The sequence below is a fragment of the Mucilaginibacter sp. UR6-1 genome, assembly GCF_020880975.1.
Lineage (GTDB): Bacteria > Bacteroidota > Bacteroidia > Sphingobacteriales > Sphingobacteriaceae > Mucilaginibacter.
In genome coordinates this window covers 1043025-1067168 of the sequence record NZ_JAJIWP010000003.1, presented here as the reverse complement: position 1 = coordinate 1067168, position 24144 = coordinate 1043025, and the positions used below count along the sequence as shown (strand labels likewise).

Below are 24144 nucleotides of genomic sequence, written 5' to 3'. Positions count from 1 at the left end.
GCGTTATTTAATTTTTTGAATGGCGATCAATCCGCCGGTTAAGTTCATTACGTTTGTGTAGCCCTGTTGCTGCAACAGTACTTGTGCGGTACGGCTGCGGAGCCCGGCTTTGCACACAACAACTATTTCGTCGCTTTTGTTGTGGCCGGCATCCTCAATATAGTTTGCCAGTTGTGCCAGCGGCACATTGATGCCGCCTATGTTATAGGTATGATATTCTATTTTTTCGCGAACATCAATAATAACCGGCTGGCGGTTGCTGTTGATAAGCTCCAGCAGTTCGGTAGCGTTAATTTTGGTTTTGCTCATCAGGTGGCAGTGGTGTTGCAGTACCTTGCGATACCGTTACATTAATACGCGTACCTATACTTGTTTTGGAAGCCGAATCAGTAGGCATAGGCGATTGCGATACAATGATAACGTTTGATGAATCGGTTATAGTGCCCTCATAGGTAACGGTACCTAATGACAGCCCCGCCCCTTTTATAGCAAAACGCGCCGCGTCCAAATCCTGGTTTAGCAAATCAGGTATATCAACCTCGCTTGCGCCCTGCCCATCACCCAGCACCAGGTCAACCGATGAACCTTTTGGTATTTTAGTACCCGCCCCAACAACTTTGCCGCCAAAGCGCACCTCAAGCACACGGTCGCGGGCAATGTCTGACCGGTAACTGGTATCGCCCAGTTTTAGGCCGTAGTTGGCCAATGTAGCCAGCGCTTCGCGATAGTTGTTCTGCTCCATATCCGGCAGTGATACCATCGGGGCTTGTGTGGTAACTATGGTAAGGTAGATTACACGACCCTCTTTAACATTAGTTTCCGGATCCGGGTCCTGCTCTATAACAGTACCCGGCGGCTGATCGCCTATGTAGGCTGAATCTATTTTATACTCAAAACCCTGCTCTTTAAGCAGGCTGATGGCACGATCGATGTTCATACCCTTTAACTTAGGTACGGGTATACCTGAGCCGTGGCGGGTATAGTAGCTCAAACTAAAAAAGGCTATCAGTACAACAGCCAGTATGGCGGCCGCTGCAAATAATAATGTTTTACCGAATGAGGCAGATTTTATATATGCACCAAATTTACTCATGTTGTAAGCAGGGGTAGCTATTAGCTATCAAACATAGGTGAAATATTTTAATTAAGGAAGCACAAGCGCCAAACACAAGCCAAATGACTGATATACCGAACTTATAAAACGACGCAACCCGGCATGTGTATTTTTGTATTTTTACGGCATATACAGGTATCAGCTAAAAACCTATATTTGACCCCATGTCAGCAAAAAACATAGCCCTTTTGGCCGGCGGATATACCGGCGAATATGAAGTTTCAATAAACAGCGCCAAAAACATAGCGGCAAACCTCGACCCTGAAAAGTATACCGTTTATACCATTTTGGTTGATAAAAACCGCTGGCTGCACGAAACAGCCAATGGCACCGTTGATGTTGACAAGAACGACTTTAGCATAACATTAAATGGCAGCAAGATCAGGTTTGACTTCGCTTTCATCACCATACATGGCACACCCGGCGAGGATGGCAAGATGCAGGGCTACCTGGATATGATAGGCGTACCTTACAATACCTGCGATGCCACCACATCAGCCATATCCATGAACAAGGCTTACACCAAAACCCTGGTGCATGGCATACATGGGTTGAACACCGCACGCTCTATCAAACTTTTTAAAAATGACGCGCATGATGTGGCCACCATTGCCGCAACTTTAAAATTCCCGTTGTTTATAAAGCCTAATAATGGTGGCAGCAGCGTGGGCATGAGCAAGGTGTACAACGCAGCCGCGTTACCAGCCGCGCTGGAAAAGGCTTTTCATGAAGACGACCAGATACTGATCGAGGAATTCATCCAGGGCCGGGAATTCAGCATCGGCATAGCGCGATTAAACGGAAAGGTAACCGTGCTGCCCGCTACTGAGATCATCAGCTCAAAAGATTTTTTTGATTACGAAGCCAAATACACACCCGGCGTTACCAACGAGGTTACTCCTGCCGATCTGACCGCTGAACAAAATGAACTGGTAGCCAATATTGTAAAAGATGTTTACAGCCGCCTTAATTGCCGCGGTATGGTACGCATTGATTTTATTATTCAGGAAGGTACCGGCGATTTTTATTTTATCGAAGTAAATACAACTCCCGGCCAAAGCGCCAACAGCCTGATACCACAGCAGGTACGCGCCATAGGCATGAAGGTGGGCGATTTTTATGGTATGCTGATAGAAGGCGCGTTATAAACCCCATTCAATCAGCTATATAGTTCAATTACCAGCAACACGGCGTTATTACTCAAGGCTTCGGCCTCGAATGCTTCGGCATCCCATAAAGCAAGGCCATCGCCTGTGTGTAATAACCTGTTTTGCGCCTCAAAAGCTCCGGCTATGGTAAACGCGAATAGCGATGATGCTTTGTCGCGTGCCTTATACCTGGTTTCGCAGCGGCCTGCAAATCTGCCTATCTGCATTGCGAAAGGCAGGTCATAGGCACTAATAATCGGCACCAGTTCATCCTGCTTGTAATAAATATCAAATTCGGCCTTTTGCAAAGCACCCGGCGGCACCAGGGTTGTTTCAATATTTATCATCACAAAACTTACCCAGTTAGCTATATACGGATTTTTAATGCGGAACCCCTGCCCTGCATCCGCAGGTATAATAATAGCCTCCCCTGCCTCGGCATTAGTTTCTTCCGATGCATCATGGTATTCAAATGCCCCCGTAACCGGGATTAGTATGATGTAGCCGGTATGTTCAGCCTTGTAATCGGCGGCAGCGCCTCCGGCTAATATGATCTCGTTAAAGGCGCAGAGGTTTTTAAACGGCAGCTTATGCTCATTATAATAACCGCCAAAGTTAAATGTACTGAAGCGCCGCTCGCGTTCATCCTGCATCAGGCCGCGATCATCGGCTAAAAATATGGTTGCTTGCGTTTGTTCCATGATTATTGATCTCCTGGTTTTGTAACAAATAAATACTGATGTAAGGGGTTAACGGCAACAAATCGGTAAACATTGCGTTGGATTGCTGATCTGTACCGGCCAGTAACAGATTTTGCCCGATGGTATCCAACCAATACATAGGCTCTGAGTAAAAGGTAACAGAGATACGATGCTTATCCTTATTATCCAGATGCGAGTTAATGACCTCAAACTTAAATTCATTAAACTTTAAAAACCTGCGGCCAAGCGCGTTGAGTACATCGGGCATCATACTATCCAGCAATTGCAGGTAACCAATTACAGCGCCGCTTACCATATGGTTTATCCTGATCACATCAGGGTTGTGGTGCAGCAATTCGCTATACAGCGGATATTGATGCGCCAGGGCAAAGTTTTGCACCTGTATACGGTACTCGGCATAACTATCGTCAAACAATTGCCTGTCCCAGGCTTTGGTTGCCGATACATCTATTATTTTACGATAACAAAGGCGTATTATCTTGTTATACATCTCTAATTACTTTAAATAAGGGCATACCTGCGTATGCCCTCTCAGTTATGAAAACAGAACAAATTAAGCGGGCACACCAAAAGTTATGGCCAGCTCAAAACCATCAGCCTTACTGCCGGTTACAGTAGCTATCTCAATGCCTGCACTATCATCACTAAAAACATTATCGCTTTTGTTATAGGTATAATTAGTCATGCCCTTATCGTAGCCATTAACCAATGCTACTGCGGAGCCAGATCCTTCAGGAAATGCGATCTGTGTAACCTTTAATGATTTACCTGCCGAGTTGTATACATGCACATGGATATGCGTTGCCCTGCCGGTATACCATCCCGGGAATATGCTGGTGAAGGTTACCAGGCCGTTCGCGTCGGTTGTTTGGCGGCCACGCAGAAAATGTACTGACTGGTAGTTTGTTGACTGCATACCCGAGCCGCCATACTCCGAGTAGTTACCCTCAGCATCGCAATGCCAAATATCAACCAGCGCACCTGCCAGCGCCGAGCAATTGCTGTTGGTGTTGGTAATGGTGATACTGGCGGTAAGCTTATAGCCTGTACGCCCATCGGTAATATCACTGCGTATGTACGAGGCCGGTTGCTTGGTTGGGAAAGGCCCTTCGGTTTCGGTAGGCGCAACATTACAGCCCGATGTGCCCGAACCCGTATTGGTTGCCTCTGTATCATCCGAATCGAGCGTTACCGTATCATCATCCTTTTTGCAGGCGTGCAATAATACCGGGGTTGATATCGCCCCGATCATTAAACTCTTTAAAAAATTCTTGCGTTCCATAACTCTTATATTTTGATCGATATAAAAGTGGGGCAATAACCGGGTATAACGATAAGTGTATCGGTAAACCGGGCTGATGAGTCGATAAACAAAAAAGGGGCAATATTGCTATTCCCCCTTTGATGTATGTATGTTTATTAACCGGTATTAAATCGCCGGGTTCTCTGAATATTTTTTCCAAAGATCTTCAACGGTATAACCTGTAATATCTTTCCAGGTGGTTTCAGTATAAGCATGTCTGCGCATCACATCGTCAAGCTTTTTAACAGTACCTTTTTTTACCCTGGCTTCTATCCAGGCCAAAAAGCGGGCGGTAATACGGTAGCTGTTATCAAATTTTTGTGTGGATTTAAATTCAGGCAATGCCCAGTTACCGGCAGCGTTAGCCACGCCGAACTTATAACGGGCGTAATCAGCAATACCTTCGGTTACCCACCATGGGCCATTAGTATCGCCATAACCCTGTACAATGTGCATTACCTCATGCGTTACCACATCAATGTCGGTTTTATGCTTTGTCATGTACTCAGCGCTAAATACCACCTTGCCATCACCGGTTGCGGCAACGCCATGGTAAGCGGTATCAATAAAAAAGTTCACCACTTTATCGGTATTCTTATTATACTCTTTAGCCAGTTTTGGGTAAACTTCAAAAAAAGTATTAATAAGCTTTTGGGTAAGCTCCTTATCAAAATTTTCGTCGTTACCTGAAACAATTAAGGTGTAACCGTTTTTCTTTAGTGTATCGATACCGCCCGAATAACTTTTGGCGGTGAATGCTACAACAGCTAACAATGCCAGTAAAAATATTTTTTTCATGTTTAATTGGTAATGGTTAAGTATTAATCCGCGATAAATATAAATAATCCTAAAACGTTTTATCAATTATTGATAAAATAGTTACAAGGCTCATTAATAATGGCTGATACAATTTATAATATAAGATGTATAAAATTTTTGAAACAGAATTAAGGGTTAGGCCCGATGATATTGACATGTACAAACATGTACACAACAGCAAGTACTTTGATTATGTATTAGCTGCCCGATATGACCAGATGGACGTAAACTATGGCATGAGTATGGAAGCTTTTATGGAACGCGGCCTGGGCTGGCTGGTACAAACCGTGCACATAAATTATAAACGAGCCCTAAAAATGGGCGATACCTTTTTAGTGCGCACCGGTATTGAAGATATAAGCAGCAAAAGCTGCCGCGTTAAATTCACTATACTGAACAAGGCTAACGGCAAAGTAAGCTGCGACGGCTGGTTTGATTTTGTACTGATCGATCTGGATACAAACCGCGGCGTACAAATTCCGGCAGATGTAATTGAGCATTATACCCGCTTTAAGGCATAAAAAAACGCATGGCCTTGCGACCATGCGTCACCATCACTCTTTTAACGGGCCACTTGCACTATTTTTGGCATCGTTAAACTCTTTAATCCCTCGCCCCAGGCCCTTCATTAGTTCCGGTAGTTTTTTGCCGCCAAACAGCAGCATTACCACCACAACTATCAATATGAGTTCGGGCGTTCCTATACCGCTCATGTTGTTAATTTTCATCAAATGTAATGGAGTTGAATGATGTATTATAGCGAGTATAGATGAACAGACGCAATGTGCCGACGAATAGCTTATTACAACCTGCATCAACAAAAAAGGCGATGAAAAATTCACCGCCCAGCTATATTTTTTAATGTTTATATGCTTAGTTACCCAGCTCAGACATGAACTTGATGCGCATCAACTGTATTTCTTCATAAGTATAATCATCGCCGCCTAATTCGGCCAGGGCATTATCAATGGAGTCAACCTCTGCGGTTTTAAAGTAATCGAATACCTCATCCTGCTTATCCTCGTCCATCACCTCGTCAATATAATAATCGAGGTTTAATTTAGTGCCCGAGTTAACTATTGATTCCACCTCACGCAATATCTCTTCATAAGTCAACCCTTTGGATGCAGCTATATCTTCGAGGTTAAGGTGCCTGTCGATATTCTGGATAATGTATACCTTGAGCGCTGATTTATTAGCCGCGCTTTTGATCACCATATCAACCGGGCGGTCAATATCATTATCCTCCACGTATTTTTTTATGAGTTCGATAACCGGCGCGCCAAACTTCATGGCCTTACCTGCACCTACGCCCGATATTTGCTTCAATTCATCAATTGATACCGGGTAATGCGTACACATTTCCTCAAGCGATGGATCCTGGAATACTACGAACGGCGGCAGGTTTTTTTGCTTGGCTATCTTTTTACGCAGATCTTTAAGCATTTGCAATAACTGCGTATCTAACGCGCCGCCGCCCTGTTTAGGGCCATCCTCGTTGTCGTCATCATCGGCAGCCTCGATCACCCTGTTGATCAGGAACCTGATGCTGTAAGGGTTATCAATAAAGCCTGCCCCCTTTTCGGTAACACGTAGTAAACCGTACTGGTCAATATCCTTTGACAGGAAATCATCCAGCAAAGCCTGCCTTAATACCGAGTTCCAAAGATTTTCGCCATCCTCTTTACCTGAATTAAAGTATGGCAGTATATCATGCCCGTAATTGCGTATCTGCGGGTTATCGGCACCAATCAGTATATCGATAATATAACGATCGTCAAATTTTTCACCCAGGTGTTTGATAAGGCTGAGCGCTTTATGCAAGTGGGCCTCGGCATCAAAAAATGTTTTTGGCGCGCAGCAATTGTCGCACATGCTGCTGCAGTTGCTTTCGTCAAAACTTTCGCCAAAGTAATGCAGTATCTGCTTACGGCGGCAAACTGACGATTCGGCATAGTCTATCACCTCTTTCAGTATCTGCGTACCAATTTCGCGTTCAGATACCGGCTTATCCTTCATGAATTTCTGAAGCTTGTCAATATCCTTTTGCGAATAGAACGATACACATACACCCTCGCCCCCATCACGACCGGCACGACCGGTTTCCTGGTAGTAACCTTCCATGCTCTTAGGCACATCGTGGTGTATTACGTAACGAACGTCGGGTTTATCAATACCCATACCAAAGGCTATGGTAGCTACTATAACCTCTACGTCCTCCATCAGGAATTTATCCTGCGTATCGGCACGTACCTTGGCATCAAGCCCGGCATGGTAAGGCAGGGCGCGTATGCCGTTCAGGTTAAGCACCTCGGCAACTTCCTCCACCTTTTTACGGCTAAGGCAATATATAATACCCGATTTACCGGCATTTTGCTTAACAAATTTTACAATCTCCTTAATTACGTTTCGCTTTGCGCGAACCTCATAAAAAAGGTTGGTACGGTTAAATGATGATTTATAAACCGTAGCATTATTCATCTGCAGGTTTTTCTGAATATCGTGCTGCACCTTTGGCGTAGCCGTAGCGGTAAGCGCTATGATAGGGATATTCTCGCCAATATTACTGATCACCTGCCTGATCTTACGGTACTCCGGGCGAAAATCATGCCCCCACTCTGATATACAGTGCGCCTCGTCAACCGCTACGAATGATACATGGTTGAGGCGTAAAAAGTCGATATTTTCTTGCTTGGTCAATGATTCGGGCGCAACGTACAAAAGCTTGGTTTTACCACCCAGGACATCCTCTTTTACCCTGGCGATATCGGCCTTGGTAAGTGATGAATTTAAAAAGTGCGCAATGCTGTCTGATCCACCGAAAGCCCTAAGCTGATCGACCTGGTTTTTCATCAGTGCAATTAACGGTGAAATAACGATAGCGGTACCATCGCTCATAAGTGCAGGCAACTGGTAACACATTGATTTACCGCCACCTGTTGGCATAATAACAAACGTATCCCTCCCGGCTAATATATTGGTAATAATTGCCTCCTGGTCGCCCTTAAAATTATCGAATCCAAAGAAATTTTGAAGATTATCAAAAAGCGACTTCTTAGTCTCTATCATTATTTGTTGAGTGCTTGAAAATAAAAGTTCAAAATAACAAATTATTTTATAAAAACATTAGCTGTAAACCAAAATTTTATACAAAAATGATTTAATTATTAAAAACAATTTGGTTAATTACGGCATTTTTAAACCGGTGCCGTTTTTTGAATATTTAACGTTGATTTATCAAATAATTGTTCAATTTTACGCAGCACGTCACATTTAACTATTTTTCAACCTTTTCAATGAACAGTAACTACTATGCCATTATAATGGCCGGCGGTATCGGAAGCCGCTTTTGGCCGATAAGCAGAACAGCTCACCCTAAACAATTTATTGACATATTAGGTACCGGTAAAACACTTATACAAAACACCTACGATCGTTTTTTAAAAGTATGCCCTAAGGAGAATATTTACGTTGTTACTAATGAAAACTACGCCGAGCTTGTAAAAGAGCAATTGCCGGACATGGGCGACAACCAGATACTCACTGAACCTGTAATGCGTAATACCGCGCCATGCGTTGCTTACGGCTGTTTTAAAATTGAGAGCATGAACCCTGACGCTGCCATTGTGGTAGCGCCCTCAGATCACCTTATACTTGACGAAGCCGCTTTTATAAGCGCCATTGAAAAATCGCTTGAAACCGCGGCAGCCCACCAATGCCTCGTTACCCTGGGCATCAAACCATCAAGGCCTGATACGGGTTACGGATATATTCAATTTACCGATAACGTAATTGACAATGAATTCCATAAGGTAAAAACATTTACCGAGAAGCCAAACCTTGAACTTGCCCGTACCTTTTTGCAAAGCGGTGATTTTTTGTGGAACGCGGGCATCTTTGTATGGTCGGCTAAGGCTATTGTAAAGGCATTTGGTAGCTACCTGCCTGATATGTATGAAATATTTGCCGATGCACGCTCGGTTTACAACACCGATGATGAGCGCAGATATGTGGGCACCGCCTATCAGCGCTGTACCAACATATCCATAGATTATGGCATTATGGAAAAGGCTGAAAACGTGTATGTGCTGCCATCTGAGTTCGGGTGGTCTGACCTGGGTACATGGGCATCAATATATGACCTTGCCGACAAGGATTACGTAGGCAACGCCGTTATCCCGGCCGAGAAGGTGATTATGTACGATTCATCAAACTGTATGGTTAACGTACCTGATGAAAAACTGGTGATACTGCAAGGCCTGCATGACTATATCGTTGTTGAATCAAACAACACCCTGCTGATATGCCCGCGCGACCAGGAGCAAAACGTTAAACAGGTTGTTGCCGATGTTAAACAGAAATTCGGAACAAAATATATTTAAGCCCCCAGCCCTGAAGGGGAGTTTTAGTAAAAAAGTAAAGGCCGGTTGTATATACAACCGGCCTTTACTTTTTTTCACTGCGTAAAATACAATTCCCCCTTTAGGGGATTAGGGGGCTAAACATTTCGTTGCCTCACCGCCTCATAAATAATTATCCCAGTGGACACACTTACATTGAGCGATTCTATTTCGCCGAACATGGGTATTTTGGCCAGATGATCGGATATGCGGATGATCTCGTTACGGATACCGTCCTCCTCTGACCCCATGATGATGGCCGTTGGCGCGGTGTAATCAGGCTTGTACAGATATTCGTTTGTTTTTTCGGTACAGCAAACCAGTTGCAGACCCGACTCCTGGATAAACCTTACCGTTTGTAAAAGGTTGGTATGGCGGCAAACCGGTATTTTATACAGCGCGCCTGCCGAGGTTTTAATGGCATCAGGATTTATTTGCGCCGACCCTTTGGCGGGTACAACAATAGCGTGTACACCTGCGCATTCTGCCGTGCGGGCAATAGCGCCCATATTACGCACATCAGTAATACTATCAAGCACCAGTATCAGCGGCACCTCTCCCCTTTCAAATATTGCGGGAATAATGTCCTCTATCTTCTGATAAACAATAGGCGATATAAAAGCCACCGCGCCCTGGTGGTTTTTGGGTGTAAGCCTGTTAAGCTTTTCAACCGGTACTTGTTGCGCGGTAAGTTGGTACTCATTAAGCAAACCTTTAAGCTCGCTCATCAGCCCGCCACTAATGCCGCGTTGAATATATATGGATTCTATCTCCTTACCTGCACGTATCGCCTCAATTACGGCACGTATGCCAAACACCATCTGGTTACTCTCTCGAACAGGTTTTGAATTAAACGCCATAGTAAAAATTTAAAGGTCAAAAATAGCTATATTAATTTGATTATGCACTTATTGAACCGAAGTGTGCTTTGGGTATAGCACATCTAAATTAACAATGCCAAATAGTTATCAACACTATTGATATACAATAACATAAACCAACAACTAACACGTTATTAACATAGCGTGTTAGTTATAATACCTTGCTAAACCATTTTTTTTCAACGTATGGTTTTGCAATTTCCAGCATAATGTTAGCTAATGCGATAAGTTTTTGTATATTTTTGTAGGCTATGATCCCCGATAACGACAATCAGTATAATAAGCCTAATACCAACGAACGCCGCAGCAGGTTCACTGCCGGAAATACTTACAGCGGACTGGGTAAACTACCACCTCAAGCCATTGATCTTGAAGAGGCGGTTTTAGGCGCGCTGATGCTCGAAAAGGATGCGTTGTCATCAGTGATCGATATATTGAAACCGGAGGTTTTTTACAAAGACAGTCACCAGAAAATATTTCAGGCCATCCGCATTTTGTTTGAAAAAACATCACCGGTGGATATCCTGACCGTAACGGCGCACCTGCGTTCGCAAGGAGAACTTGAAATGATAGGCGGCGCCTATTACATTACCGAGCTTACCAATCGTGTGGCATCCGCGGCCAATATTGAATACCACGCGCGTATCATCATCCAAAAATTCATTCAGCGCGAGCTGATCCGTATATCAACAGATGTGATCAACAGCGCTTATGAAGATACCACCGACGTACTGGACCTGTTAGATAAGGCCGAGAAAAACCTGTTTGATATTGCCCAGAACAACCTGCGCCGCGACTCGCGCAAAATGGACGACCTGATGCACGAGGCCCTGCGCGATATTGAGGCCCTGAAAGATAAAACCGATGGGCTTACCGGTGTTGCATCGGGCTTTACCGAGCTTGACCGTATGACCTCGGGCTGGCAAAAATCGGATCTGGTTATTATCGCGGCTCGTCCGGCGATGGGTAAAACGGCCTTTGTATTAAGCTGCGCCCGTAATGCCGCCGTTGATTTTGATAAGCCCGTAGCTGTTTTCTCGCTGGAGATGTCGTCTGTTCAGTTGGTTAACCGTTTAATATCCGGCGAGGCACAAATTGAACAGGAAAAGATACGTAAAGGCAACCTGGAACCATGGGAGTGGGAACAGATACACAGCAAGGTACGTAAACTGGAGCAAGCCACCCTTATTATTGACGATACCCCAGCCCTTAATATATTTGAATTTAGAGCCAAATGCCGCCGTTTAAAAGCCCAGCATGATATACAGCTTATTATTATTGACTACCTGCAACTGATGCACGGTAAAAATGATGGCAAGGGCGGTAACCGTGAGCAGGAGATCGGTAGTATATCCCGTGCGCTTAAATCAGTAGCTAAGGAGTTGAACGTGCCTGTTATCGCATTATCGCAGTTGAGCCGTGCGGTTGAGAGCCGGCCGGGTGGTTCAAAAAGGCCAATGCTGTCTGACTTACGTGAGTCTGGTTCAATTGAGCAGGACGCGGATATGGTATTGTTTCTTTATCGCCCGGAATACTATGGTCTTGATGTAGATGAGGACAATAACCCAACACAGGGCGTTGGTGAAGTAATTATAGCCAAACACCGTAATGGTGAAACCGGCCGTGTACGCCTGCGTTTTGTGGGTAAATACGTTAAGTTTGAAGATCTTGAGCAAGGCAGCGATTTTGGCATGCCTGCCAATAACGCCTTTGCAGGCTTGACCCCATCACCGGGTTTTGATAACCCTAACCCAAGCAACTTCATCATACGTCCATCCCGTATGGATGACATGGACGACGAAGCACCATTTTAAGCTGAAAAATTATTATAAACAACAAAAGCGATAGTTGCCTATCGCTTTTGTTGTTTATTGATCTTTGAGTTTAAAAGTTTTTAATTATGCTGTCAGTATCAAACGCCGTTTTAAAAGTGGTTTGAAATCCTGCATTACCTGCACCTGACGGTTCGTTAGTAAATAACTTACCGGTAAGTATAGTGGTTGTATTACGATAGAACATTACATTGTATACCGTTTTTTGAAAACCGTTTGCCCTGATAGTAACTGTAATAGGCGTAACTGTATTTAAAATATAAGGCCATACCGCGGATGTGGTATTGGTTTGCCCGGGTGTTGCGGCGGTAGACATGCCATGATCAATTGATCCCCAAAAGTGCTCGTCATTAGGATCCCAATTAGGTATTGGTTTATTATTAAATACCTGAAAGCCATTATAATCCTGATATGAAGCTGCAATATATGTAACACCAGCAGGTACAGCATCGGTAATTTTTAACTGTAAACCCGCGTTAACACGCTCTAACGCAATTGTTGATGAATTACTGCCTGATGATGTAACTGTAAAACTTATCTTTTTATAAAAGATAAGCGCTTCCATCGGGGTTGTTTCCCTTGCAGTAAATGTAAAAAGATCATCAGGCCCGTTGCCTCCAACACTATATCCACCATGGCTTTTATCATAAGCTAAAAAAACTGCGATATAATTGCCTACCGTAAGGCTATCTTTAAATTTGTTAAAATCAGCAAGCGTGTAGTTAGTATTTCTGCGTGATTTAACCAGCGTACCATCAGGTTTATATACACGATAATAAATGCGCTGAGCCAATGCCTTCAATGGCGTATCAGCCGTTAATTTCTTTCCGCTGGAGTTAGTAATAGGTTCATGTTGCTGGATAAAACCATTCACAGTGAAATTCACCGGGTACAATTTTCCATCATCAACAGGCTGATTACTTGTTTTATCCTTTTTGCATGATAGCGCGGCAATCCCTATCAAAATAAATATCAATACTTTGCTTTTCATGATAGCTTTTTTAAAATTCAGTTGTAACAGGGGTATTCCAGCTTGGGTCAATTGTAATGGTAAAGTTCTCAGCACCTCCGTCCGGCGGATCATTTGTAAATAAATTACCCGACAATATGGTACGCACATTAGGTTTACAAACTACATCATTTATAACCGCTGTGCCGGTAGGCGTTGTTAAATTGGCTTTATAATACTTAACTGTTACCGTAAAAGGCACACTATCAGCTAAAAGGTTGATCGTGCGTCGATAATTGGTTTTACCGGCATCAGCAGCGGTTAACAATATGGTTTCTGTTTTATTAAGATACTCACCGGCTTGGAAAATACCGGCTAATGTTCTGAAATCTATAGTTATTTTTTGCGTATTTGCCGGAATAGCATCATTAATATTAAGCACCAACTGACCAGACACACGCTCTAATTCAACACTTTGCGATACCGGGGCCGAAGCAACCGTTACATTTATACGTTTGTAAAATACTTCTCTGTTGTCGTATGGATAACTTACTCCGGTTTGATCATATGCTACAGGCGACCGACCCATAAATATTACTGAATAATTACCCGGCGGTACATTCTCTTTAAATACACCAAAACCGCTGTCTGATTTTTTTAATGTTTTTTGAGCGATCAATGTATCCAACGAATCTGTATATAAAGAAAATGTAAGACTTTCAACAGGTATGGTATCCGTTGCATTTACCTTTTTGCCCGCATTACCCTTTAAGCCCATTGGTGCGTAGGTTTGCCCAAAACCCGACACATTGAAGGTTATTGGGTACGTTTTGTTATCAGAGGGTGCAGGACTGGCTGTTTTATCCTTTTTACAGGAGAAAACCAACATGCTTAATGCAGAGCAAATGAGTAAAAAGCGTTTCATAGATTATAAGATAAAATGTTCATTTAAAACTCGGCTGTAATGCTATCCGGTAAAAACGTTTCAAAGCTGGCGCTAAAACCGGCGTTGTTACCGGTTTGGTTGCTTTCAAATAATTTACCGCGTAATATGGTTTTGGTATTTGTATAAAAATTAACGTTTGGTAGTACTTTTTGAGATAGTATACCAGTTGATCCATAAGCTGTTAAGACAACCTCAAGAGGCCCGCCTGTTCCAAATACTCTTATGGGTGTATTATATACGTAATTTGTTACTCCGGCTTTACCAGCAAGATTTTGAGTTGAAGCCGTTATTTTACCTATCGCTTTTGAGTTATTCAAACCGCTAAACATATACATGCTCACACAATCCCGTACACGAGCTTCGATGCTTGTTATGTTTGAAGGCAGAGCATCGGTTATTTGCACTGCCAGGTTACCAAAATATCTATGCAATATTATATCTTGAGAAATATCCCCTGAAGAAGAAGAAACCGTCAGGTTTATTCTTTTACCAAAAATGTCAGGTAAAGTATCATTTACAGCTTCATAACCTAAATTATTCCACCTTAATGCGCCGGGATATACATAATCATCACTGAATCCTCTACTGTAAGCGTAAAAAAGTATAGTGTAATTGCCGGGTGCAAGTTTGGCTTTGAAAGTTCCGTAATCATCATCATATTTAGACATTTCATCACTCGTTACAAAGGTGCCATCAGACCTATAATAAAGACATCTTAAATCTAAGTTACCTAATGAAGGGTCAGCGGCTTGAATCTTCTTTTTACTGAGAGAATTTTTGGCAGGTTCAATAGATTGGTCAAAGCCAGTTATATTAAATGTTACGTTGTGTACATCCTGTCGCGTGACATCATCAGTTGTATTATCCTTTTTGCACGATAATGCCGATACTGTAATAAATATAACTAAAGTTAAAATATTCTTTTTCATGATAAGGTGGGGCGTTAAAAATCAATATATATTGGATCAAACCACTCCGAGCCAATTTTCATTTTAAATTCATTACTATTTGAACTGAATAAATTACCTGATAAAATGGTGCGCATATTGGTTTTACAAATAACATTAGGTATTATTTTTGAAAAAGTCTCACCATTTTGTACATATGAGATTGTTATTGAAAAGGGAGTTATGTTATGTGAACTGCTTACAAATAAGCGGTAATTAGTTTTTCCGGCATCAGTCGCAGCAATAGTATTACTTACATACCGGTCATCAAAACGAAGGTATTTACTTTGCAGCATTATAAAATCAATACTATCTTTTAATGCTACAGTAATTGATGTTACCCCTGCCGGAATTGCGTCATTTATATTAATTACAAGTTGTGATGTTATTCGGTTTAACAATACGTTTTGTGTTATCGTTGTATCCTTTACTGTAAGAGCGTATTTTTTATAAAATAAATCACTGCCATTTAATAGTGGGGTTCTTCTTCGCACAAATTGTTCTACCTCCGGGTCTAATAACAATTCCTCTGTAGATACATTACCTGGAGCGCCACCGCTAAAAGCGATGATATAATTTCCGGCCGCTAAATTTTCAGAAAATGTTCCAAAACCAGCATCGCCTTTTTTTGAACCTTTTATAGAGACTATATCATTATCTTTAAATACAACAAAAGACAAATTAGTTACAGGCAATGAATCTACATCCGCGGTTCTAACCTTTCCGGTTGCACCACCCTGTGGCTCGTAGATTTGGGTAAACCCGGACACGTCAAATTTTACGGGATATTTTTTTTCTCCACTATCAGGAGAAACGCGTTTTTCTTTACTGCATGAAGGAAAAAGCAGTACAATGGCCGCACACAGCAGCAAATAATGTTTCATCAGGCTTAAGTATTAACTTTTACGAAGTTAGCTATTTTTTTGATTGCAAGATATTTATCATACAAAACTGTACGCAGATTGTTTCAGGTCAGATCTTTTCGGTTAAATGCTTCCAATAGCGTTTTGGTATATGCCTGATGTGCAGTTTGGTGTTTTTGCGGGATGCTATGTTTACGCTTTTAAAATAGTTTTTCCACAAATGCTGGTAGCCATCCTCATCATCAGTAAATGAATTGATAACGTTGCCTGCCCCCTGCCCATCGCTAAAATCCATCTCCATGTATTCAACCTGGTGCAGATCATAATAAATACCGTATTTTCTTTTCAGGTCATAGATCATCCATTTCTGATCGGCATAACGGTTTTTAAAATGGCGGATCAGCATGGGCAACACATTAAAATCAGGCTCGATAACGGAATAGAACAAACCATCCTGTAATCTTTGAAAACGCACAAAGGCTTCCATCCTATGTTTTTCGCGGCGCATCATTTTCACAATTTCTGATACACGCATTACATGCCGGTTGCCATAATCTTCCTCAATATTTTGCGGCGCATCAAACACATAGCGTATATACCCTAAAACCGCGGCATCGGCATCATCAATAGCTGCCAGGTGGGCAACATACAGGCGCTGCATACCATTAGGAGATAGCTTTTTTTGCAAGCCTTTTAATACCCGGCCATAACGGTGTTCATCGGTAACTATCTGCATCACGTTATCAAAAAGTGCAGTGCTGCGCCATTCGCCTTTTACCAGCTTAACATATTCCAGGCGATGTTCGTAAACCTCAAACACGGCGGTCAGCAAGCCTTCAAACGTACTATCGTAAATCAGCGTGGTTGTCATATTTAAAAAAGGCTTAGCTGATCGGGTTTATTTTTGAGGTATTTGCTCTGTGATTCGGCCAGGATGAATTGTTTAATGCGTGTGCCGGTAAGGTCGCGGCGCTCGTAAGCATTGCTGTTACAGGTAATAAAATAACGGGCGCGGTTTACGGCAACGCCAAGCTTTTTAATATGATCCCAATTTAGTTTACTGAACTTACGGGCACTTACAATTTTTTGTGCCGATAGCAAGCCGATGCCGGGGATACGCAGAATAACCTGCAGATCAGCCTTATTAATATCCACCGGGAACACCTGCATGTTGCGTAAGGCCCAGCTTAATTTAGGGTCGATATCCAAATCAAGGTGCGGCTGATCATTATTTACGATCTCGTTCACCCTGAAACCATAAAAACGCATCAGCCAATCGGCCTGGTAAAGCCGGTTTTCGCGCACCATGGGCACGGCGGTATTTAGGGCCGGTAAACGAGTATCAGCCAGTACGGGTACATAACCTGAATAATACACCCGTTTTAAATTAAAGTTCTTATAAAAATGGTTTGCTGAATAGAGTATGGCGCGGTCGTCCTCATCGGTAGCTCCAATGATAACCTGCGTGCTTTGCCCTGCCGGGGCAAATATAGGCGCTTTTTTAAACAGCTTTTTCTCTTCTTTACGCTGAATGATCTCGTTACGCAAAAAACCCATCGGCTGTATCATGTCTTTACGGTCTTTATCCGGCGCTAAAAGTTTCAGCCCTGCCTCTGTAGGCATTTCCAGGTTTACGCTCAACCTGTCGGCATACAGGCCTGCCTCGCGCATTAATTCATCACTTGCCCCGGGGATAGATTTGAGGTGGATATAACCATTAAATTTATGCTCGGTACGCAGCTTTTTGGCCACTTGTACCAAACGCTCCATCGTAGTATCGGCATCCTTAAAAATACCTGAGCTTAAAAATAAACCCTCAATGTAATTGCGGCGGTAAAAATTAATGGTCAGGTCAACCACCTCCTGCACGGTAAAAGCGGCGCGCTTAATATCATTACTCTTGCGCGATACACAATAAGCGCAATCAAAAATACAGTGGTTGGTAAGCAGTATTTTCAGCAACGACACACATCGCCCATCTTCGGTATAAGAGTGGCAAATGCCATTACTGGCGTTACCCAAACCCTTGTTCTCGTTTTTTCGCTTACTACCGCTCGATGCGCACGATACATCATACTTAGCTGCATCAGCCAGTATATTAAGCTTTTCTGTTATCCGCTCTAAATTCATCCCAAAACAAAATTACTAATATTTTTAGCAATTAATAATTTTATTAAGAGCTGACAGGAATATTATTTTATAGCCTTAATCATCCTGTCCCGGCCGCTCATATCCTTTCGCAATTCTATATCTGTAAAACCCTTAGCTGCCAACATAGCGACCGTTTCGGTACCGTAACTTTCGTTGATCTCAAAGAATAGCATACCCGGATTTTTTAAGGCTTGCAATGCATAGTCAGCTATGACTTTGTAAAATAACAACGGCTCTTCATCGGGTACAAAAAGTGCGGTGTGCGGTTCAAAATCGGTTACGTTGGTGTGCATCTGCCGCTTATCATGCGAAGTAACGTATGGCGGGTTGGAAACAATGACATCATACTTTGCCGCATCCGGCTTTGCTGAAAGTATATCCCTCTCCATAAAATTCACCTCTACCCTGTTCAGCACGGCATTACCTTGCGCTGTTTGCAAGGCATCAGCGGAAATATCCATAGCTGATACATCAGCGGCTGCCAGATTTTTTTTCAGGCTGATCGCGATACAACCACTCCCGGTACCTATATCCAAAATATTTGCGCCCTGCACCAATGACCATTGACCAATGCCCAATGACCCTATGACCCACTCCACCAGTTCCTCTGTTTCGGGCCTGGGAATAAGCACCGAAGGGTTTACATTAAACGTTAACCCATAAAATTCGGCTTTGCCTAAAACATACTGTAAAGGTTTGCCGCTTTGCAGTTGGGTGGCAATATCATCAAGCCTGGCTGATTGCTCATTACTCAACTCACGCTCGGGGAAAGCCTTGATACCCGCCCTGCCCAGTTGTGTTATTTCGGCAATGGCGGCCAGGGTAAGCGCCTCAGTTTCTTGCGCATCATACACCGCTGCGAGCCTTTGCCTGAATTTATTGAACACATCCTTTACAGTTTCCATGCAACAAAGTAACATAAAAGCTACTTTTGCACCATGCTTGGGCATCAAAAATATATGCAGCGCTGCCTGCAACTGGCAGCCTTAGGTGCCGGGGCGGTAAGCCCCAACCCTATGGTTGGCGCGGTAATAGTACATAATGACAGTATTATAGGCGAGGGCTGGCACCAGCGCTATGGCGGGCCACATGCCGAAGTAAACGCCATAAACAGCGTTATCGCTAAATACCCTAACCATGCGGAGCTTTTGGCTCAATCAACCATCTACGTATCGCTTGAACCGTGCGCCCATCATGGTAAAACACCACCCTGTGCCGATCTGATCATTAAACACCACATACCCAAAGTAGTGGTTGGCTGCCGCGATCCGTTTGCGCAGGTGGATGGCAAAGGCATCGAAAAACTGATGGCCGCGGGTATTGAGGTTGAAACGGGCGTGTTAGAGCAGGAATGCCAATGGCTTAACCGCCGGTTTTTTACGAGGGTACAAAAACATCGCCCTTATATTATTTTAAAGTGGGCACAAACCCACGAGGGCTTTTTTGCCCCTGCCGATAAATGCCAGTACTGGATAACCGGCACCGAAGCCCGCAAACTGGTACACAAATGGCGCAACGAGGAAGATGCCATACTTGCCGGAAAGAACACCGTTGCCATTGATAACCCCCAATTAAACGTACGTTACTGGCAGGGTAAATCGCCGAAGCGGGTAATTATTGACCGCCGTTTAGCGCTTGACCATTCGTTGCATGTGTTCGATCAATCTGTCGAAACCATGATTTTTAACGAGGTTAAGACGGATATTGACGGCAACATCAAATACATCGCTTTGGAGGACTTTGACCGCTTTGTACCACAATACATTATGTTTCAGCTTTATATGCAGGATGTGCAGTCGGTTATTATAGAGGGCGGCGTGCATACTTTAAATATCTTTATTGAGGCCGGCCTGTGGGATGAGGCCCGAATATTTACCGGTAGCAACAGCCTGATAAGTGGCATTAAGGCCCCTACTATTAGCGGTACATTTCATTCGGAAGAAGCCGTGGGTGCCGACCGGTTAAGGGTTTTAGTAAATACTACCGCTTTTTAATTTTATTTTGATGCTTTTTGACGACACCTACCAAACTATTGAAAAACCTGCTGAGGGCATATTCAGCGATCGCGGCAGCAAATTCATTGGTTATATATTCCCTATAAAATCCGAAAATGAGGTTAAGGCGCTGCTGGCGCAGGTAAAGCATGAGCACCCTAAAGCCCGCCACCATTGCTGGGCATTGCGCCTAACGCCCGACCGTTCCATTTTTCGCTTGAACGACGACGGCGAACCATCAGGCACCGCGGGCAGGCCTATACTAAACACTTTACTATCGTATAACATTACCAACGTTTTTGTAGTTGTGGTACGCTACTTTGGCGGCACGCTGCTGGGTGTACCGGGGCTTATCAACGCCTACAAAACCGCTACCGAGGAAGCCGTAAAACTGGCAACCATCGTACAAAAAACCGTTAATGATGTTTACAACATCGGCTTTGATTATTTGCAGATGAACGATGTGATGCGGATAGTTAAAGATGAGGATACAGAGGTTATTGAGCAAGCGTTTGATAACCAATGTAGCATCATCCTATCCATCAGGCAGCAGCAGGTTAATAAGGTATTAGGCCGTTTAAACACGGTTGAAGGCGTAAAAGTTAAGTTCCTGTATCAAAGCTAAACAGCAAACAATCCGGCTGTCAAAAACGTAGTTCATTTAAAACCATCACCATGAACGACGTTGATTTTGCAAAGGCCCGTATTCATGAATTAGAGGCCGAATACACCGCATCATTGAAATGCCTGGAACGCATCCCCGAATCATTATTTGGTTATAAGCCGCACGAAAAATCAATGGCATTGGGCTACCTGGCCTTGCTGGTTGCCGAAATTCCGCTGTGGATCTATCACATTGCACAAGGCAATGATATTGACTTTGCAACTTACACGCACTTTGAACCCAAAACTACTGATGAACTGGTTAACCATTTTAAGGAGAACCAGCAAAAAGCTGTTGACATGCTGGCCGGTGTTAAGGATGGCGACCTGGACGGTACATTCTCGCTAAAAAATAATGGTACAGTTTTACATACCGAAGCACAAAAGGACAGCATTGAATCGAGCATAAACCACATGGTGCACCACCGCGGGCAATTAACGGTTTACATGCGGTTGAATGATATACCGGTACCATCTATCTACGGCCCATCAGCAGACGACCGGACATTTGGTTAATCAAGCGCGCATCAGGCTTTAAAAATAGTTTTACGGAATAAAACATTCACCCGGCGCAACCTGTTTATCAGTTGTAATTTACCTATTTAAACATGAACAGCCTGCCTTTGGGAATCTATCTTGAAAACGAGAAAAGATTTGAATTTGACTTTGTACGCCACCTTTTAAAGATCAGCTATTTTAAGGATGCCAAAGTATCCGGCACTATTGTATCACCGTTTCGTGTTATGCGTACCGATGATGGCCTGTGCCTGGTTGTACATAATTACGACCGATCCGGCGAGCGCCGCATTATGGTTGAATCCGTTGGTTTGGATGAATTGGTGATCAATCACGAAAACACCTCATACAAACTCAAAAAAGTGGCTTAACAATAAAGCATTGATGATCAAAGGGCGGTGAATAACCGCCCTTTTTTATTTTTATTAAGCTACATTTTTAGTTACATTAGGCAGGTATGCAATCCTTTGAACTTGATAAAACCGACCTGCAGCGCATTAAGCTCGCGCTTGAGGGCAATGATGCTGATTTAGAGAAAATTCTGAATGAGTACCATGCCTCGGAGATTGCCATATTGTTTGAGAAACTCCCGCAGGAAGCCAGGGAAAAGATCATCTCTGTACTCCCGGCCGACTTTGCCTCGGATGTAATTGCCGAGATGGATGAGGAGCATCACCCGGAAGATATATTAATTAACCTTGACCCGGAGAAACGCACCGAGATTGTTGAGGAACTGGATGATGACGTAGCTACTGACATTATTGCCCAGCTTGACGAGGATGAACAGCAGGAAATATTGAGCGACCTTGACCACGAGGATGCCAGCAATATACGCACCCTGCTAAGTTATGCCGATGATACTGCCGGTGGCCTGATGACCACTGAGATCACTACGGTAAACATCGGCATGAACAAAATGGAGGCGCTGGATGCCATTATCAAACAATCAGAAGAACAGGAAGAATTTTACACTGTTTTCGCGGTGGACGATAATGATATACTACAGGGCATCGTATCACTCAAAAATATTATTAAAGCACGCCATGATGTAATGGTGAGCGAACTGGTAGTAACCGAGTTTGTGCACGTACAAGCCAACGTTGACCAGGAAGAAGTGGCCCGCCTTATACAGCAATACAATATAAACAGCATCCCCGTGGTTGATGAGCACATGAAGCTGCTTGGCCGTATTACGGTTGATGATATTATAGATGTAATGCAGGAAGAGAACACTGAGGATATATTGAAGATCTCCGGTGTATCAGAAGATGAGGAACTAAGCGGTAGCTGGCAGGATGCGGTAAAAAGTCGCCTGCCCTGGCTGGTAATTAACCTGGGTACCGCTTTCCTTGCGGCATCCATTATCAGGAGTTTTGATGATACGGTTAAGGCGCTGCCCATCATGTCTGCATACATGACCATTATTGCCGGTATGGGCGGCAACGCGGCCACGCAGGCACTGGCTGTTACGGTAAGGCGTATCTCGTTAAGTGATTTGACCGACAACCAGGCTTACCGAACCGTTTTAAAAGAGTTATTGGTGGGTATGATCAACGGTGCATCCAACGGCCTTATCGTGCTGCTTGTGGCCTTATTTTATGATGCCAACCCAATGCTCGGGCTGGTGCTTTTTATAGCAATGACGTGCAATTTGCTCATTGCAGGTATTACCGGGGCATCCATACCATTGATACTTAAACGTGTCGGCATTGATCCGGCAGTGGCATCATCCATCATAATAACCACATTTACAGATTGTTTTGGTTTTTTGCTGCCTTTATGGGTAGCTTCAAAGCTTTTATTATAAATTTGAACCATCAAAATTGAAGAGATGACAGAGGTAAGAAATAACTGGACACAGGAAGAAATTGCCGAGATTTACCACTCGCCATTGCTTGACCTGGTTTACCGCGCGGCCACTATTCACCGCGAGAACAAGGACTACTCCGAAGTACAAATAAGTTCACTAATATCAATTAAAACAGGTGGTTGCACCGAGGATTGCGCGTATTGCCCGCAGGCCGCGCGCTACAACACCGGTGTTGAAGTGCACGCCATGATGCCTAAGCATGAAGTGGTTGCCGCCGCCGAAAGGGCTAAAGCCGGTGGTGCATCCCGCCTTTGCATGGGTGCAGCCTGGCGCGAAGTGCGTGATAACCGCGACTTTGATAAAGTGATTGATATGGTGAAAGCCGTGAACGAGCTGGATATGGAAGTTTGCTGTACCCTGGGTATGCTTAACGAAAGCCAGGCACAGCGTTTGGCCGATGCCGGTCTGTATGCCTACAATCACAACCTGGATACCTCAGAGGATGATTACAAGCGTATTATTACCACCCGTACTTATGACGACCGCCTGAAAACATTGGAACACGTGCGCAAGGCTAAAATTACGGTTTGCAGCGGCGGCATCATCGGCTTGGGCGAAACGGTTGAGGATCGTATATCGATGCTGAAGACCCTATCAAACCTGCCTAAGCATCCGGAATCGGTCCCCATTAATGCGCTGGTGCCTGTTAAAGGCACCCCGCTGGCAGATCAGCCACGCGTTGCCATTTGGGATATGGTGCGCATGATAGCTACCGCGCGTATTATTATGCCACGCACCGTTGTACGCCTTTCAGCAGGCCGTACCGAAATGAGCACGCTTGAACAAGCCTTCTGCTTTATGGCAGGTGCTAACTCATTATTTGCAGGAGAAAAACTGCTGACCACGCCAAACCCTGCCTTTGCTGATGATATGGCTATGTTTGAATTGCTCGGCCTTACACCACGCAAAGCATTCAAAAATGGTCGCCCTAACGAGGTGAAAGAAATAAGAGAGATGAGTATTAACGAAGTGATAGGTTAATACTTTACATACCTAACAATAAAGGTGCTTAAAATTTAAGCACCT

At 43.7% G+C, this 24144-nt stretch carries 26 protein-coding genes; 11 read left to right on the top strand and 15 right to left on the bottom strand.

Annotation, left to right across the window (positions count from 1 at the left end; genetic code table 11):
- Positions 1-3 precede the first annotated feature (3 nt).
- Together LJ707_RS15185 and LJ707_RS15180 are read right to left on the bottom strand one after the other, a co-directional pair.
- Positions 4-309 (bottom strand): rhodanese-like domain-containing protein, encoded by a 306-nt coding sequence (locus LJ707_RS15185; protein WP_228952474.1) that lies wholly within the window; start codon positions 307-309, stop codon positions 4-6.
- Positions 290-1093, bottom strand: a complete 804-nt coding sequence (locus tag LJ707_RS15180) for a PASTA domain-containing protein (RefSeq protein ID WP_228952471.1) — start codon at positions 1091-1093, stop codon at positions 290-292. Before LJ707_RS15180 ends, LJ707_RS15185 begins: the two co-directional genes overlap by 20 nt.
- Positions 1094-1278: 185 nt before the next feature.
- Between LJ707_RS15180 and LJ707_RS15175 the strand changes: the two genes are divergently transcribed.
- Positions 1279-2262, top strand: a complete 984-nt coding sequence (locus LJ707_RS15175) for a D-alanine--D-alanine ligase (RefSeq protein ID WP_228952470.1) — start codon at positions 1279-1281, stop codon at positions 2260-2262.
- An 11-nt stretch (positions 2263-2273) separates the two neighbouring features.
- Here LJ707_RS15175 and LJ707_RS15170 read toward each other — a convergent pair whose 3' ends face one another.
- The 4 genes from LJ707_RS15170 to LJ707_RS15155 form a co-directional block, all read right to left on the bottom strand.
- Entirely contained in the window at positions 2274-2963 is a 690-nt protein-coding gene (locus LJ707_RS15170; RefSeq protein ID WP_228952468.1) for a hypothetical protein, read from the bottom strand.
- Positions 2926-3474 (bottom strand): hypothetical protein, encoded by a 549-nt coding sequence (locus LJ707_RS15165; RefSeq protein ID WP_228952466.1) that lies wholly within the window; start codon positions 3472-3474, stop codon positions 2926-2928. Before LJ707_RS15165 ends, LJ707_RS15170 begins: the two co-directional genes overlap by 38 nt.
- Before the next feature lie 63 nt (positions 3475-3537).
- A complete protein-coding gene (locus LJ707_RS15160) occupies positions 3538-4266 on the bottom strand; it encodes an intradiol ring-cleavage dioxygenase (RefSeq protein WP_228952464.1) in 729 nt (242 codons plus the stop codon).
- A 147-nt stretch (positions 4267-4413) separates the two neighbouring features.
- Positions 4414-5085, bottom strand: coding sequence for a basic secretory family protein (locus LJ707_RS15155; RefSeq protein WP_228952462.1), 672 nt, complete (start codon positions 5083-5085; stop codon positions 4414-4416).
- A 125-nt stretch (positions 5086-5210) separates the two neighbouring features.
- On the opposite strand from LJ707_RS15155, the gene LJ707_RS15150 reads away from it, so the two are divergent.
- A complete protein-coding gene (locus tag LJ707_RS15150; protein WP_228952460.1) occupies positions 5211-5627 on the top strand; it encodes a thioesterase family protein in 417 nt (138 codons plus the stop codon).
- A gap of 33 nt (positions 5628-5660) precedes the next feature.
- On the opposite strand, the gene LJ707_RS15145 is transcribed toward LJ707_RS15150, so the two are convergent.
- The gene (locus LJ707_RS15145; protein WP_370632405.1) at positions 5661-5819 is read right to left on the bottom strand and encodes a twin-arginine translocase TatA/TatE family subunit; all 159 of its coding nucleotides are present in this window, start codon (positions 5817-5819) and stop codon (positions 5661-5663) included.
- 160 nt (positions 5820-5979) lie between these two features.
- Entirely contained in the window at positions 5980-8172 is a 2193-nt protein-coding gene (gene recQ / locus LJ707_RS15140; protein ID WP_228952542.1) for a DNA helicase RecQ, read from the bottom strand.
- Positions 8173-8402: 230 nt separating this feature from the next.
- Here recQ and LJ707_RS15135 point away from each other — a divergent pair, with 230 nt between their 5' ends.
- Entirely contained in the window at positions 8403-9488 is a 1086-nt protein-coding gene (locus tag LJ707_RS15135; protein ID WP_228952456.1) for a mannose-1-phosphate guanylyltransferase, read from the top strand.
- A gap of 116 nt (positions 9489-9604) precedes the next feature.
- On the opposite strand, the gene rlmB is transcribed toward LJ707_RS15135, so the two are convergent.
- Positions 9605-10366: a 23S rRNA (guanosine(2251)-2'-O)-methyltransferase RlmB gene (gene rlmB, locus LJ707_RS15130; RefSeq protein ID WP_228952454.1), complete on the bottom strand. Its 762-nt coding sequence runs from the start codon at positions 10364-10366 to the stop codon at positions 9605-9607.
- Between the two features lie 272 nt (positions 10367-10638).
- Between rlmB and dnaB the strand changes: the two genes are divergently transcribed.
- Both dnaB and LJ707_RS20430 read left to right on the top strand, forming a co-directional pair.
- Positions 10639-12201, top strand: coding sequence for a replicative DNA helicase (gene dnaB / locus LJ707_RS15125; RefSeq protein ID WP_228952452.1), 1563 nt, complete (start codon positions 10639-10641; stop codon positions 12199-12201).
- A gap of 562 nt (positions 12202-12763) precedes the next feature.
- Positions 12764-12874 (top strand): LIM domain-containing protein, encoded by a 111-nt coding sequence (locus LJ707_RS20430; RefSeq protein ID WP_370632407.1) that lies wholly within the window; start codon positions 12764-12766, stop codon positions 12872-12874.
- Positions 12875-13220: 346 nt separating this feature from the next.
- On the opposite strand, the gene LJ707_RS15115 is transcribed toward LJ707_RS20430, so the two are convergent.
- The 6 genes from LJ707_RS15115 to prmC form a co-directional block, all read right to left on the bottom strand.
- Complete coding sequence (locus LJ707_RS15115; protein ID WP_228952448.1) at positions 13221-14093, bottom strand: hypothetical protein; 873 nt, start codon at positions 14091-14093, stop codon at positions 13221-13223.
- A gap of 23 nt (positions 14094-14116) precedes the next feature.
- Positions 14117-15043 (bottom strand): hypothetical protein, encoded by a 927-nt coding sequence (locus LJ707_RS15110; RefSeq protein WP_228952446.1) that lies wholly within the window; start codon positions 15041-15043, stop codon positions 14117-14119.
- Between the two features lie 14 nt (positions 15044-15057).
- Positions 15058-15945, bottom strand: coding sequence for a hypothetical protein (locus LJ707_RS15105; RefSeq protein ID WP_228952444.1), 888 nt, complete (start codon positions 15943-15945; stop codon positions 15058-15060).
- 88 nt (positions 15946-16033) lie between these two features.
- On the bottom strand, positions 16034-16795 hold the full coding sequence (locus tag LJ707_RS15100) for a TIGR03915 family putative DNA repair protein (protein ID WP_228952442.1): 762 nt from the start codon (positions 16793-16795) through the stop codon (positions 16034-16036).
- A 2-nt stretch (positions 16796-16797) separates the two neighbouring features.
- Complete coding sequence (locus LJ707_RS15095) at positions 16798-18054, bottom strand: putative DNA modification/repair radical SAM protein (RefSeq protein WP_228952440.1); 1257 nt, start codon at positions 18052-18054, stop codon at positions 16798-16800.
- A 62-nt stretch (positions 18055-18116) separates the two neighbouring features.
- Positions 18117-18980 (bottom strand): peptide chain release factor N(5)-glutamine methyltransferase, encoded by an 864-nt coding sequence (gene prmC, locus LJ707_RS15090; RefSeq protein WP_228952438.1) that lies wholly within the window; start codon positions 18978-18980, stop codon positions 18117-18119.
- A 33-nt stretch (positions 18981-19013) separates the two neighbouring features.
- On the opposite strand from prmC, the gene ribD reads away from it, so the two are divergent.
- The 6 genes from ribD (at position 19014) to bioB (ending at position 24099) form a co-directional block, all read left to right on the top strand.
- Complete coding sequence (gene ribD, locus LJ707_RS15085; RefSeq protein ID WP_228952437.1) at positions 19014-20069, top strand: bifunctional diaminohydroxyphosphoribosylaminopyrimidine deaminase/5-amino-6-(5-phosphoribosylamino)uracil reductase RibD; 1056 nt, start codon at positions 19014-19016, stop codon at positions 20067-20069.
- Between the two features lie 10 nt (positions 20070-20079).
- On the top strand, positions 20080-20694 hold the full coding sequence (locus tag LJ707_RS15080; protein ID WP_228952435.1) for a YigZ family protein: 615 nt from the start codon (positions 20080-20082) through the stop codon (positions 20692-20694).
- 50 nt (positions 20695-20744) lie between these two features.
- The gene (locus LJ707_RS15075; protein WP_228952433.1) at positions 20745-21248 is read left to right on the top strand and encodes a DinB family protein; all 504 of its coding nucleotides are present in this window, start codon (positions 20745-20747) and stop codon (positions 21246-21248) included.
- Between the two features lie 92 nt (positions 21249-21340).
- Positions 21341-21619, top strand: a complete 279-nt coding sequence (locus tag LJ707_RS15070; RefSeq protein ID WP_228952431.1) for a hypothetical protein — start codon at positions 21341-21343, stop codon at positions 21617-21619.
- An 86-nt stretch (positions 21620-21705) separates the two neighbouring features.
- A complete protein-coding gene (mgtE, locus tag LJ707_RS15065; protein ID WP_228952429.1) occupies positions 21706-23055 on the top strand; it encodes a magnesium transporter in 1350 nt (449 codons plus the stop codon).
- Between the two features lie 24 nt (positions 23056-23079).
- Entirely contained in the window at positions 23080-24099 is a 1020-nt protein-coding gene (gene bioB, locus LJ707_RS15060; RefSeq protein ID WP_228952427.1) for a biotin synthase BioB, read from the top strand.
- The last annotated feature ends 45 nt before the right edge of the window (positions 24100-24144 follow it).

Coding starts and splice junctions, on each gene's coding strand:
- LJ707_RS15075 (WP_228952433.1), top strand. CDS start 20,745: ATGAACGACGTTGATTTTGCAAAGGCCCGTATTCATGAATTAGAGGCC.
- rlmB (WP_228952454.1), bottom strand. CDS start 10,366: ATGGCGTTTAATTCAAAACCTGTTCGAGAGAGTAACCAGATGGTGTTT.
- LJ707_RS15165 (WP_228952466.1), bottom strand. CDS start 3,474: ATGTATAACAAGATAATACGCCTTTGTTATCGTAAAATAATAGATGTA.
- LJ707_RS15110 (WP_228952446.1), bottom strand. CDS start 15,043: ATGAAAAAGAATATTTTAACTTTAGTTATATTTATTACAGTATCGGCA.
- LJ707_RS15160 (WP_228952464.1), bottom strand. CDS start 4,266: ATGGAACGCAAGAATTTTTTAAAGAGTTTAATGATCGGGGCGATATCA.
- LJ707_RS15105 (WP_228952444.1), bottom strand. CDS start 15,945: ATGAAACATTATTTGCTGCTGTGTGCGGCCATTGTACTGCTTTTTCCT.
- LJ707_RS15170 (WP_228952468.1), bottom strand. CDS start 2,963: ATGGAACAAACGCAAGCAACCATATTTTTAGCCGATGATCGCGGCCTG.
- LJ707_RS15175 (WP_228952470.1), top strand. CDS start 1,279: ATGTCAGCAAAAAACATAGCCCTTTTGGCCGGCGGATATACCGGCGAA.
- LJ707_RS15115 (WP_228952448.1), bottom strand. CDS start 14,093: ATGAAACGCTTTTTACTCATTTGCTCTGCATTAAGCATGTTGGTTTTC.
- LJ707_RS15070 (WP_228952431.1), top strand. CDS start 21,341: ATGAACAGCCTGCCTTTGGGAATCTATCTTGAAAACGAGAAAAGATTT.
- LJ707_RS15080 (WP_228952435.1), top strand. CDS start 20,080: ATGCTTTTTGACGACACCTACCAAACTATTGAAAAACCTGCTGAGGGC.
- LJ707_RS15095 (WP_228952440.1), bottom strand. CDS start 18,054: ATGAATTTAGAGCGGATAACAGAAAAGCTTAATATACTGGCTGATGCA.
- LJ707_RS15145 (WP_370632405.1), bottom strand. CDS start 5,819: ATGAGCGGTATAGGAACGCCCGAACTCATATTGATAGTTGTGGTGGTA.
- mgtE (WP_228952429.1), top strand. CDS start 21,706: ATGCAATCCTTTGAACTTGATAAAACCGACCTGCAGCGCATTAAGCTC.
- LJ707_RS15185 (WP_228952474.1), bottom strand. CDS start 309: ATGAGCAAAACCAAAATTAACGCTACCGAACTGCTGGAGCTTATCAAC.
- LJ707_RS15180 (WP_228952471.1), bottom strand. CDS start 1,093: ATGAGTAAATTTGGTGCATATATAAAATCTGCCTCATTCGGTAAAACA.
- bioB (WP_228952427.1), top strand. CDS start 23,080: ATGACAGAGGTAAGAAATAACTGGACACAGGAAGAAATTGCCGAGATT.
- dnaB (WP_228952452.1), top strand. CDS start 10,639: ATGATCCCCGATAACGACAATCAGTATAATAAGCCTAATACCAACGAA.
- LJ707_RS15155 (WP_228952462.1), bottom strand. CDS start 5,085: ATGAAAAAAATATTTTTACTGGCATTGTTAGCTGTTGTAGCATTCACC.
- prmC (WP_228952438.1), bottom strand. CDS start 18,980: ATGGAAACTGTAAAGGATGTGTTCAATAAATTCAGGCAAAGGCTCGCA.
- LJ707_RS15135 (WP_228952456.1), top strand. CDS start 8,403: ATGAACAGTAACTACTATGCCATTATAATGGCCGGCGGTATCGGAAGC.
- ribD (WP_228952437.1), top strand. CDS start 19,014: ATGCTTGGGCATCAAAAATATATGCAGCGCTGCCTGCAACTGGCAGCC.
- LJ707_RS15100 (WP_228952442.1), bottom strand. CDS start 16,795: ATGACAACCACGCTGATTTACGATAGTACGTTTGAAGGCTTGCTGACC.
- LJ707_RS15150 (WP_228952460.1), top strand. CDS start 5,211: ATGTATAAAATTTTTGAAACAGAATTAAGGGTTAGGCCCGATGATATT.